We start from the raw sequence: 11,515 nt of genomic DNA on the forward strand, positions 1-11,515 counted from the left end.
CCGCCTCAGGCGAGGGTGATCCGGTCGCCGTCGACCGTGATCTCCTTGGCCGCGAGGGGCTTCTTCGCCGGCCCGGACTGCACGGAGCCGTCGGCGATGGAGAACCGGCTGTTGTGGCAGGTGCAGTTGATGGTGCCGCCGTCGACGTTCGACACGGGGCAGCCCTGGTGGGTGCAGATCGGGTCGAACGCCTTGTACGTGCCGGCCTCGGGCTGGGTGATCACCACGCCCTTGGTGGCGTACACCGCGCCGCCGCCGACCGGGATGTCGGCGGTGCGGGCCAGCGGCTCGGCCGCGCCCTGGCTGCCCGTCGCGCCCGCCGGGGCGGAGCCGGTCGGGGTGGAGCCGCCGGCCGGCTCCTTCTCGCCGCCGCAGGCGGTCAGGGCGACCGCCGCCCCCACCGCCCCGGCCCCGGCCAGCAGCGCCCGCCGCGTCTGCCGGCCCAGCCCGCTCCGCTCCCGCTCGTCACTCATGTCTGGCCCCTCTCTCGACTGCGCCGCCCGTCGCGATCCGCGGCACGAAAGCTCTCCACGGCGCACCGCCCCCGACGGTTCAACGAATCGACCGACGTGATCGTCATCGGTCAGCGGTGATCGATGTCAGCGCGCCCCGGCGGTGGCCTTGCGACCCGCCCGGGGACGGCCGGCGGCCCCGTTGGCCTTCGCCGCCCGGCCGGTGGCCGCCTTCGCGCCCTTCGGCTCGCCGTCGAGCTTGAGCACCTGGCGCAGGAACTGCCCGGTGTGGCTCTCCGGCACCTCGGCGACCTCCTCCGGAGTGCCGGCCGCCAGCACGGTGCCGCCCCGGTGGCCGCCCTCGGGACCCATGTCGATCAGCCAGTCGGCCGTCTTGATCACGTCGAGGTTGTGCTCGATGGTGATCACCGTGTTGCCCTTGTCGACCAGGCCCTCCAGCACCATCAGCAGCTTGCGGATGTCCTCGAAGTGCAGGCCGGTGGTCGGCTCGTCGAGCACGTACACCGTCCGGCCGGTGGAGCGCTTCTGCAGCTCGGAGGCGAGCTTGACCCGCTGCGCCTCGCCGCCGCTGAGCGTGGGGGCCGGCTGGCCCAGCCGGACGTAGCCGAGGCCGACGTCGACCAGCGTCCTGAGGTGCCGGTGGATGGCCGGGATGGCGGAGAAGAACTCGGCCGCCTCCTCGATCGGCATCTCCAGCACGTCGGAGACCGTCCGGCCCTTGTAGTGCACCTCCAGGGTCTCCCGGTTGTACCGGGCGCCCTTGCAGACCTCGCACGGGACGTACACGTCGGGCAGGAAGTTCATCTCGATCTTGATGGTGCCGTCGCCGGAGCACGCCTCGCACCGACCGCCCTTGACGTTGAACGAGAACCGGCCCGGCCCGTACCCCCGGACCTTGGCCTCGGTGGTTTCGGCGAACAGCTTGCGGACGTGGTCCCAGACGCCGGTGTAGGTGGCCGGGTTGGAGCGGGGGGTGCGGCCGATCGGCGACTGGTCGACGCCGACGACCTTGTCCACGTGATCCAGGCCGGTGACGCGGGTGTGCCGGCCCGGCACGTGCCGCGCGCCGTTGATCTGGTTGGCCAGCACCGCGTGCAGGATGTCGTTGACCAGCGTCGACTTGCCCGAGCCGCTGACCCCGGTGACCGCGATGAGCTGCCCGAGCGGGAACGACACGGTGAGGTTGCGCAGGTTGTGCTCGCGCGCCCCGTGCACCACCAGCTCCCGGTCGGGCGTCTGCGGCCGGCGGGCCTTCGGCGTCGGGATCTCCCGGCGCCCCGACAGGTACGCCCCGGTGACCGACTCGGGGTTCGCCAGCAGCTCCGGCACCGAGCCCGAGTGCACGATCCGCCCGCCGTGCTCGCCCGCGCCCGGCCCGATGTCGACGATCCAGTCGGCGGTGCGGATGGTGTCCTCGTCGTGCTCCACCACGATCAGCGTGTTGCCCAGCCCGCGCAGCCGCACCAGCGTCTCGATGAGCCGGTGGTTGTCGCGCTGGTGCAGCCCGATGGACGGCTCGTCGAGCACGTAGAGCACGCCGACCAGGCCGGAGCCGATCTGGGTGGCCAGCCGGATGCGCTGCGCCTCGCCGCCGGAGAGGGTGCCGGCCGGGCGGTCCAGGGAGAGGTAGTCCAGCCCGACGTCGAGCAGGAACCGCAGCCGGGCGTTGATCTCCTTGAGCACCCGCTCGGCGATCATCTTCTGCCGGTCGGTCAGCTCGATGCCGCCCAGCAGGTCGGCGCACTCCCCCACCGACAGGTTGCACACCTCGGCGATGCTCTTGCCGGCCAGGGTGACCGCGAGCACCTCGGGCTTGAGCCGCGCGCCGCCGCAGGCCGCGCAGGGCACGTCCCGCATGTAGCCCTCGTACTTCTCGCGGGAGTGCTCCGACTCGGTGTCGGTGTGCCGCCGCTCGATCCACTGCACCGCGCCCTCGAAGCCGGTGTAGTAGGAGCGCTCGCGGCCGAACTTGTTGCGGTAGCGCACGTGCACCTGGTCGTCGGAGCCGTGCAGGATCGTCTTCTGCGCCCGCGACGGCAGCGCCCGCCACGGCGTGTCGACGTCGAAGTGCTCGGCCGCGCCGAGGGCCTCCAGCAGGCGCAGGAAGTATTCCAGGTTGTGCCCGCTCGCCCAGGGCTGGATCGCGCCCTCGCGCAGGGTGCGCTCCGGGTCCGGCACCACCAGCTCCGGGTCGACCTCCTTCTTCGTGCCCAGGCCGGTGCACTCGGGGCACGCGCCGTAGGGGGCGTTGAAGGAGAAGACCCTGGGCTCCAGGTCCTCGATGGCGAGGGGATGGTCGTTGGGGCAGGCCAGGTGCTCGGAGTAGCGGCGCTCCCGGTCCGGGTCGTCCTCGGGCAGGTCGACGAAGTCGAGCAGCACCAGGCCGCCGGAGAGGCCGAGCGCCGCCTCGACCGAGTCGGTGAGCCGCTGCTTGGCGCTGGGCTTCACGGTGAGCCGGTCGATGACCACCTCGATGGTGTGCTTCTCCTGCTTCTTGAGCTTCGGCGGCTCGGTCAGCGGGTGCACCACGCCGTCGACCCGGGCCCGGGCGTAGCCCTTGCCCTGGAGCTCGGCGAAGAGGTCGACGTACTCGCCCTTGCGGCCCCGCACCACCGGGGCGAGCACCATGAACTTCGTGCCCTCGGCCATGCCGAGCACCCGGTCGACGATCTGCTGCGGGCTCTGCTTGGAGATCCGCTCCCCGCAGACCGGGCAGTGCGGCTCGCCGACCCGGGCGAAGAGCAGCCGCAGGTAGTCGTAGACCTCGGTGATCGTGCCGACGGTGGAGCGCGGGTTGCGGGAGGTCGACTTCTGGTCGATGGAGACGGCGGGGCTCAGGCCCTCGATGAAGTCGACGTCCGGCTTGTCCATCTGGCCGAGGAACTGCCGGGCGTACGACGACAGCGACTCGACGTAGCGGCGCTGCCCCTCGGCGAAGATCGTGTCGAAGGCCAGGCTCGACTTGCCGGAGCCGGAGAGCCCGGTGAAGACGATCAGGGCGTCCCGGGGCAGGTCGAGACTGACGTCACGCAGGTTGTGCTCGCGCGCGCCACGGATGATCAGTCGGTCGGCCACTGTCCGTGTACTCCCGGGTGAAGAAGGCGAGGAGGATTTGTCCCACTCGGGGGCGGGCCGGGAAGGTCCGGGACCGCGCCGAGCGGTGGTGCGGGCGCAGAAGAAGCGCCTCGGCAACTCTAGCCCCGAGGTACGACAACTTCCCGCGCCCGCACATTCCCCCAGCTCACCCGGGTCGCGCCGGAAACCCTCCCCCGGCCGGCGGGCCGCCCGACCCCCCGCCGCGCAGCACACCGGCGGCCGATACGCGCCCGGTCAGCGCCCGGCCACCGGGACGACACGCTGCGTCACGGTCGGGCCGCGCGCCGCCGGCCGCCGCGCCAGCCGCCCCGCCGCTCGGCGGCCACCCGGGTCTCCCGGCGGCGGGTCTCGTGGGCCAGCTCCCGCTGGAGCCGACGCCAACTGTCGTACCGGCGGGCGGTCAGCTCCCCGGCGGCCAGGGCGTCGCGGACCGCGCAGCCCGGCTCGGCGTCGTGCGCGCAGTCGCCGTAGCGGCAGCCGACGGCCAGCGCGGCGATGTCGGCGAAGGCCCGGCCCAGCCCCGACGCGCCGTCGAGCAGGCCGACCGCCCGCACCCCCGGGGTGTCCAGCACCGCCCCGCCGCCCGGCACCGGCACCAGCGCCCGCCAGGTGGTGGTGTGCCGGCCCTTGCCGTCGACCCGGCGGATCGCCTGCGTCGGCATCACCACCGCCCCGGCGAGCGCGTTGACCAGGCTCGACTTGCCCGCCCCGGACGGGCCGAGCAGCCCCAGGGTGCGGCCCGGCGCGACGTGCTCGCGCAGCGGGCCCAGGCCGGTGCCCCGCTCGGCGCTGACCGCCAGCACCGGCACACCCGGGGCGACCCCGGCGAGCTGCCGGGCGATCGCCGCCGGATCGGCGGCGAGGTCGGCCTTGGTGAGCACCACCAGGGGCGCGGCCCCCGACTCGTGGGCCAGCGAGAGCAGCCGCTCGACGCGGGCGACGTCCGGTTCGGGGTGCACCGGCTCGACGACGGCCGCGGCGTCCAGGTTGGCGGCGAGCACCTGCCCGCTGGCGTCCTTGCCGGCGGTGCGGCGCACCAGCGCGGTGCGCCGGGGCAGCACGCGCTCCACCGTGACGGGCCCGTCCGGCCAGGTGCGCAGCAGCACCCAGTCCCCCGCGCAGGGCAGCCGGGTCAGGTCGCGGGCGGCGGCGGCCAGCACCGCCGCGCCGAGGGTGGCGCGGACCGGGCCGTCCGCGCCGAGCACGGTGCACACCCCCCGGTCCACCCGGGCCACCCGGCCCGGCCGGCAGCCTGCGCGGGCACGGGAGTCGGCCGCCCGCTCGGCGTCCCAGCCGAGGGCGGTCAGATCGATGGTCATGGCAACCTCATCGGGGTCGGGGCGGACGGTGGCAGCGCGCGGGCACGTCGACCGGCATGACGACCACCTCCCTCCCCGTCGTTGCGGTGCCGCGTTCTGCGACGGCTCCGGCCCGCCGTGGCGTGGCCCGAAGCCGTTCGACCTCGACGGTAGGTGGCCCGCCGACGCACCGAAAGCGATTTCCACGGCGACGCGGCACCGGCGGGACGCTAGGGTTCGTGGGGTGACCGCGGACCCGCTGCTGCTGACCGGTGACCTCGACGCCGCCACGGCCCGCCTGCTGCGCACGGCCGACACGTTCGACGCGGCGGCCGTGGGCGCGCCGTCGCTGCTGCCCGGCTGGAGCCGGGGGCACGTGCTGACCCATTTGGCCCGCAACGCCGACGGCTTCGTCAACCTGCTCACCGCCGCCCGCACCGGCGAGGCCATCCCGATGTACGCCAGCGCGGAGGTCCGCGACGCCGACATCGCCGCCGGCGCGGCCCGCCCGCCCGCCGCCCACACCGACGACCTGCGCCGCACGGCGGAACGGCTCGCCGAGGCGCTCGCCGCCATGCCGGTGGAGGCGTGGGCGGCGACGGTCGAGACGCGGCGCGGCCCGTGGCCGGCAGCGATGCTGGTCTGGGGCCGGCTGCGCGAGGTCGAGGTGCACCACGTGGACCTGGCCGCCGGGTACGCCCCGGCCGACTGGTCGGAGGCGTTCGCCCAGCGGCTGCTGCACGAGGTCACCGCCGGCCTGGCCGCCCGCGACGACCCGCCGGCGATGGTGCTGCGCTTCGACGGCCGCCGCCACGAGCTGGTCGTCGGCGACCCGGACGGCGCGCCCACGATCACCGGCCCCGCCCACGGCCTCGCCTCCTGGCTGATCGGCCGCGGCGGCGGCGAGACGCTCGCCGTCACCCCCGACGGCCCTCTGCCGACCCCACCAGAATGGATGTAGAAACGCCATGACCTACAGCGGAGACGTCAGCCCCGGCGGCGCACCGGCGGTACGCGAACTCGACGGGCTCACCATCACCAAGGTGTCGGTGGGGCCGATGGACAACAACGCCTACCTGCTGCGGTGCACCGACACCGGCGAGCAGTTGCTGATCGACGCGGCCAACGAGGCACCCCGGCTGCTGGAGCTGGTCGGCGACACCGGCCTGGCCACCGTGGTCACCACCCACCAGCACATGGACCACTGGGTGGCGCTGGAGGAGGTCGTCGCCAAGACCGGCGCCCGGCCGCTGGTGCACGCCGACGACGCCGTCGGCCTGCCGATCGAGGCCGACACCCTCGCCGACGGCGACACCGTGGCCGTCGGCGACCGGGAGCTGGAGGTCATCCACCTGCGCGGGCACACGCCGGGCTCGATCGCCCTGCTCTACCGCGACCCGGCCGGCACCCCGCACCTGTTCACCGGCGACTCGCTCTTCCCCGGCGGGGTGGGGAACACGGACCGGGCCCCGGAGCGGTTCGCGCAGCTCATCGACGACGTGGAGCACCGGCTGTTCGACCGGCTGCCGGACGAGACCTGGTTCTACCCGGGGCACGGCGGGGACAGCACCCTCGGCGCGGAGCGCCCCGCGCTGCCCCAGTGGCGGGCCCGGGGCTGGTGACCCGGGGCCGGTTCGCGCCGCCCCGTGCCGGCGCGAACCGCCCGGGCCCCGCCGCGTGCCCCTCCGGCCGCCGGGCCGCCGGCGTCGGGTCGACGGCGGCGCGCAGCCGACGCCGCGCGCCGAGCAGCACCACCCCGGCCAGCAGCAGGCCGGCCGCCATGGTGACCAGCATCGGCGAGGGGTCGCCGGGCAGCAGCCCGGCCAGTGAGCGGGAGACCGTGCCGAGGCCCACGTAGAGGCCGGCCCAGAGCGCGGCGCCCGCCCCCGCGTAGGCCAGGAACCGCGCGTACGACATCCGCAGGCCGCCCGCCGCCAGCGGCAGCAGCGCGTTGAGCACCGGAAGGAAGGGCGCGACCAGCACCATCCGCCCGCCGCCACGGCGCAGCACGTCCTCCGCCGCCGCCCAGCGCGGCTCCCCGATCCAGGCACCGACGCGGCTGCGCCGCAGCCGTTCGCCGTACCGCCGGCCGGCGAGGAAGCTCAGCGACCAGCCGGCCAGGCAACCGGCGACCACGGCGGCGACGGTGGCCGCGCCGGTGACCGGTCGCCCGACGCCGACCGCGGCGAGGACCGCGACGTCGCCGGGGACCAGCACCCCCAGCAGCGGGACGGCGTCGAAGACCATCACCACCCCGAGCAACCCCATCATCAGGATGGTGGGAAGCTCTCCGGCCTGCTCGGCCCACTGCGTCATACCCGTACGCTACGGCCGTTGCCGACCCCGGGACATCGGGTTCCGCCCCCCAGCCTCCCCTGAGCCGCTCTCAGGGTCCGCCCCTGGGGGGCGGGGGCGCAGCACCTCCACCCGGCGCACCGGGGAGTCGACGGCGGGTTCGGTGGTGGGGACGCGGTAGCTGGTCACCAGCTCCAGCAGGTCCCGGGGCAGGTGGCCCCGCCCGGGGTCGCCGACGAGCACCTGGCTGCCGTGGGCGACGGCGCGGCGCAGGAACGGCAGCATCCGCCCGGCGAGCTGCCGGTCGTAGAAGACGTCCCCGGCGACGATTAGGTCGGCGTCGGTGACGGCGCCGAGCAGGTCCTCGCCGGTGGCGGCGACGGTGACCCGGTTGGCCCGGGCGTTGACGGTGACCGCCGCGACGGCGTACGGGTCGATGTCGTTGGCGACGACCCGGGACGCGCCGGCCAGCGCGGCGGCGATCGCGACCAGTCCGGAGCCGGCGGCCAGGTCGAGCACCCGGCGGCCGGCGGCCAGCTCGGGGTGGTCGAGCAGGTGCCGGGCGAGGGCCTGCCCGCCGGCCCAGGCCGACGCCCAGTACGGCGGCGGCAGCCGGCGCCCCGCCGCGGCCTCCATGCGGGCCCACCAGACGATGGAGTCCTCGGCGAGGTGCAGCCGCACCTCGGGGACGAAGGGGGTGGGGACCAGCCGGAGCCGGTCCAGCCCGCTGCCGGGCGTGTCGATCTCCCGCTCCAGCTCGGTCAGCGCGGTGGCTGCGGGATCGCTCACCGGGGCAAGCATGCCGCAGCGGGCCGCGTGTCGCCCGGTTTTTCCCCGGTCGGGCCGAACTGGAACAGGATTGCTGCGTTCGCTGCGGCACTTCGTCCAGCAGATACGGGTTTCGCCGGTTAGGGTCGGGGAGGTACAGGGCGATCACCGGCCGGCGGTCGGTGGTCTCCCGCTTTGAACAGGGAGAGATGCATGGCTACCGGCACGGTCAAGTGGTTCAACTCGGAAAAGGGCTTCGGCTTCATCGAGCAGGACGGCGGGGGGCCGGACGTGTTCGTCCACTACTCGGCCATCGCGTCCAGCGGCTACCGGGAACTCAACGAGGGCCAGAAGGTCGAGTTCGAGGTGACCCAGGGGCAGAAGGGCCCGCAGGCGGACAACGTCCGCCCGATCTAGCTCCGTGCCGGTGGCGGCGGCCGGGTCGACCGGTCGCCGCCACAGCGCACCCGCGCGCCGCCGGTTCACCGGCGGCGCGTCACTCTCAGGCCGGGCCCGGCGCGGCGGGCAGGTCCCGGCGGCCCCGGACCGGCCCGGCGAGCACGATCAGCGGGGTCAGGGCCAGCCACGCGGAAGCTGCCCTTGCCGATTACGCCGCACGGCGGCCCGGGTGGCGGGGTCGGGGCGGGGTCAGCCGGGCGGGCGGCGGGAAGGCTCCGGGCGGGCGGCGCGCACCTGGTCGCGATGCTCGCGCATCGCGGTCGTCATCGCCGCCAGGAAGCGGTGCACCGTCTCCAGCTCCTCGTCGCTGAAGTCGGCCACCACCCGGTCGGTGCGGCGCCCCAGCGGCTGGAAGAACTCCACGGCCAGCGCGGCGCCCCGGTCGGCGTAGCGCAGGAACACCTTTCTGCGGTCGCCGGTGTCGCGGTCGCGCCGGATGTGCCCCGCCCGCTCCAGCCGGTCGACCAGCGCGGTCACCGAGCCCGAGGAGAGGCCGAGCTGCTCCCCCAGCCGGCCCGGCGTGATCGGCGCACCGGCCAGCTCGGCGTCCATGACGGCGATGAGGGCGTGCAGGTCGGTGGCGTTGAGGCCGTGCAGCCCGGCGAAGGCGTGCCCGATGTGCTGGGCGTCGGCCGAGTAGCGTCGCAGGTCGTTGGTGATCTCCGCGACGAGCTGCTCACGCCGGGTGTCCCGTCGCCGATACATGCCGTGACTTGCCACGCCCGCTGTTTCCCCTCGCCGCCCGTGCGTTTGCAGCATAGTCGAGGCACCCGATAATCTCGTTCGTCAAGATACTTCAGACACGAGATACGGTGCACGGCCGTACCCGCGGCCCGCCCGACAACCGCGAGGGGCCCCCGATGTCCGTGTTCACCCGCGTCGCCCGGGGCCGGCTCGCCGCCTGGCTCACCGTGGCCGCCGCGATCGTCCTCAGCGCGGCCGTCTTCGGGCTTCCGAAGCCGGAGAACCCCGCCCCCGTCTCGTCCACGGGCCTGTCGGTGCAGTGGCAGTCGACGCAGGTCGAGCGCCTCCAGGACGAGCTGCCCTCCCACGACGTGCAGCCGGCGATCGTCGTCGTCGCCCGCGCCGACGCCGCCCCGCTGACCGACGCCGACCGCGCGGCGCTCACCGGCAGGGCCGGCGAGCTGGGCCGCCTCGCCGTGGGCGGCAAGGTCAGCCCGCCGCAGGTCTCCCCCGACGGCACCGTGGCGCTCGTCGCCGTGCCCCTGTCCACCGCCGGCGGCCAGGAGGCCGTCGTGGACGCCGTGGACGACCTCCGCGCCACCCTCGACGGGCTGCCCGACGGGCTCACCGCACAGGTCACCGGCGGGCCCGCGTTCACCGCCGACCTCTCGGAGGTCTTCGCCGGCGCCGACGTCACGCTGCTGGCCGTCACCGCCGGCGTCGTGGCCCTGCTGCTGCTCGTCACCTACCGCAGCCCGTTCCTGTGGATCGTCCCGCTCGTCGTCGTCGCGGCCACCGAGCAGCTCACCCTGCGCGCCGTCGACAGCATCGTGCCGGCCTTCGGCATCCACCTCCAGGAGGGCCAGGTCACCGGCATCGCCAGCGTCCTGGTCTTCGGCGCCGCCACCGACTACGCCCTGCTGCTCATCGCCCGGTACCGGGAGGAGCTGCGCCGCGAACAGGACCGGTTCGCCGCGATGCGCGCCGCCCTGCGCCGCACCGCCGAGCCGATCCTGGCCAGCGGCGGCACCGTCGTGCTCGGCGTGCTCACCCTGCTGCTGTCGGAGCAGGAGACCAACCGCGCCCTCGCCGTGGCCTGCGCCACCGGCGTGGTGTTCGCCATGATGTCGGCGCTGCTCGTCCTCCCCGCCGCCCTGGTGCTCTTCGGCCGTGGCCTGTTCTGGCCGTTCGTGCCGCGCGTCGGCGGCCCCGCCCGCGAGGGCCGGCTGTGGGGTCGGCTCGGCGCCGCCGTCGTGCGCCGCCCCGCGCCCGTCGCGGCCCTGGCGACGCTGCTGCTCGTCGCCCTCGCCCTGGGCGGGCTCGGCATCCGCACCGGCCTGTCGGAGACCGAGCAGTTCCGGGTCAAGCCCGAGGCCGTCACCGGCGCGGAGACCCTCGCCCGGGCCTTCCCCGCCGGCACCACCCAGCCCGTCGCCGTCCTCACCACCCCGGCGGCGGCACGTGCCGTGACCGAGGCCGCAGCGGCCGTGCCCGGCGTCACCTCCGCCCGGCCCGCCGACGCCGGGGCCACCGTCGCCCAGATCGACGTGGTGTTCGAGGCCGAACCCGGCACCGCCGCCTCGGACCGGGCGGTGGAGGCGCTGCGCGACGCGGTCGCCGCCGTGCCCGGCTCCGCCCCGCCCGCGATCGACGGCGTCGGGGAGTTCGACGGCGCTGTCGTCGGCGGCTCCGTGGCGGCCACCTACGACTCCGACCGGGCCGACGCCAAGGACCTGAAGCTGATCCTGCCGATCATCCTGCTGCTCGTCGGCGCGGTGCTCGTGCTGCTGCTGCGCGGCCTGGTCGCGCCGGTGCTGCTCGTCGCCACCGTCATCGCGTCGTTCTTCGCCAGCCTCGGCGCGGCGTGGCTGCTCTTCGACCACGTCCTCGGCTTCCCGGCGCTGGACAGCGGCGTGCTGCTGCTCGCCTTCGTGTTCCTCGTGGCCCTCGGCGTGGACTACAACATCTTCCTCGTCACCCGGGCCCGCGAGGACGCCCGCCGCACCGGCACCCGCGCCGGGATGCTCTCGGCGCTGCGCGTCACCGGCGGGGTGATCACCAGCGCGGGCGTGCTGCTCGCGGCGGTCTTCGCCGTCCTCGGCGTACTGCCGCTGATCACGCTCACCCAGATCGGGATCATCGTCTGCATCGGCGTGCTGCTCGACACGCTGCTGGTGCGCACGGTCCTCGTGCCGGCGCTGGCCTTCCTGCTGGGCGACCGCTTCTGGTGGCCCGGTCGGCTGGGCCGGGTATCTTTTGACGAGACGCCCGCGGACGCCGACCGTGGGGCGACCGGACCGACGGCAGCCCGGAGCTGACCGCCGCTGCCGGCGCCTCTGCGTCCCGCCCCGGGCGCCGGCAGCCCGACAATCGCCCAGGTCCCGCCCGGCCACGACGGCCGCGGCGACCCCGACGCCGCCTGTGCTCCGCTCAGGCGGGAGG

General features: G+C 74.9%; 9 protein-coding genes and 1 pseudogene. 4 read left to right on the plus strand and 6 right to left on the minus strand.

What is annotated here, in order from left to right:
* Positions 1 to 5 precede the first annotated feature (5 nt).
* The 3 genes from LPU43_RS10525 to rsgA form a co-directional block, all read right to left on the minus strand.
* On the minus strand, positions 6 to 473 hold the full coding sequence (locus LPU43_RS10525) for a Rieske (2Fe-2S) protein (RefSeq protein WP_229400089.1): 468 nt from the start codon (positions 471 to 473) through the stop codon (positions 6 to 8).
* A gap of 126 nt (positions 474 to 599) precedes the next feature.
* On the minus strand, positions 600 to 3,548 hold the full coding sequence (gene uvrA / locus LPU43_RS10530; RefSeq protein WP_229400090.1) for an excinuclease ABC subunit UvrA: 2,949 nt from the start codon (positions 3,546 to 3,548) through the stop codon (positions 600 to 602).
* Between the two features lie 287 nt (positions 3,549 to 3,835).
* Positions 3,836 to 4,888, minus strand: a complete 1,053-nt coding sequence (gene rsgA, locus LPU43_RS10535; RefSeq protein ID WP_229400091.1) for a ribosome small subunit-dependent GTPase A — start codon at positions 4,886 to 4,888, stop codon at positions 3,836 to 3,838.
* A 223-nt stretch (positions 4,889 to 5,111) separates the two neighbouring features.
* Between rsgA and LPU43_RS10540 the strand changes: the two genes are divergently transcribed.
* Positions 5,112 to 5,828, plus strand: coding sequence for a maleylpyruvate isomerase family mycothiol-dependent enzyme (locus tag LPU43_RS10540; RefSeq protein WP_229400092.1), 717 nt, complete (start codon positions 5,112 to 5,114; stop codon positions 5,826 to 5,828).
* Between the two features lie 7 nt (positions 5,829 to 5,835).
* On the plus strand, positions 5,836 to 6,489 hold the full coding sequence (locus LPU43_RS10545) for an MBL fold metallo-hydrolase (RefSeq protein ID WP_229400093.1): 654 nt from the start codon (positions 5,836 to 5,838) through the stop codon (positions 6,487 to 6,489).
* A 19-nt stretch (positions 6,490 to 6,508) separates the two neighbouring features.
* Here the strand turns inward: LPU43_RS10545 and LPU43_RS10550 are convergent.
* Positions 6,509 to 7,183 (minus strand): annotated as a pseudogene (locus LPU43_RS10550) (DedA family protein); the annotation flags it as partial.
* Positions 7,184 to 7,192: 9 nt separating this feature from the next.
* The gene (locus LPU43_RS10555) at positions 7,193 to 7,963 is read right to left on the minus strand and encodes a class I SAM-dependent methyltransferase (protein ID WP_229400094.1); all 771 of its coding nucleotides are present in this window, start codon (positions 7,961 to 7,963) and stop codon (positions 7,193 to 7,195) included.
* A 180-nt stretch (positions 7,964 to 8,143) separates the two neighbouring features.
* On the opposite strand from LPU43_RS10555, the gene LPU43_RS10560 reads away from it, so the two are divergent.
* A complete protein-coding gene (locus LPU43_RS10560; RefSeq protein ID WP_229400095.1) occupies positions 8,144 to 8,347 on the plus strand; it encodes a cold-shock protein in 204 nt (67 codons plus the stop codon).
* A gap of 231 nt (positions 8,348 to 8,578) precedes the next feature.
* On the opposite strand, the gene LPU43_RS10565 is transcribed toward LPU43_RS10560, so the two are convergent.
* On the minus strand, positions 8,579 to 9,094 hold the full coding sequence (locus LPU43_RS10565; RefSeq protein WP_229400096.1) for a MarR family winged helix-turn-helix transcriptional regulator: 516 nt from the start codon (positions 9,092 to 9,094) through the stop codon (positions 8,579 to 8,581).
* A 155-nt stretch (positions 9,095 to 9,249) separates the two neighbouring features.
* On the opposite strand from LPU43_RS10565, the gene LPU43_RS10570 reads away from it, so the two are divergent.
* The gene (locus LPU43_RS10570; RefSeq protein ID WP_229400097.1) at positions 9,250 to 11,391 is read left to right on the plus strand and encodes an MMPL family transporter; all 2,142 of its coding nucleotides are present in this window, start codon (positions 9,250 to 9,252) and stop codon (positions 11,389 to 11,391) included.
* The last annotated feature ends 124 nt before the right edge of the window (positions 11,392 to 11,515 follow it).

Source organism: Micromonospora okii (genome assembly GCF_020884795.1).
Taxonomy (GTDB): domain Bacteria; phylum Actinomycetota; class Actinomycetes; order Mycobacteriales; family Micromonosporaceae; genus Micromonospora; species Micromonospora okii.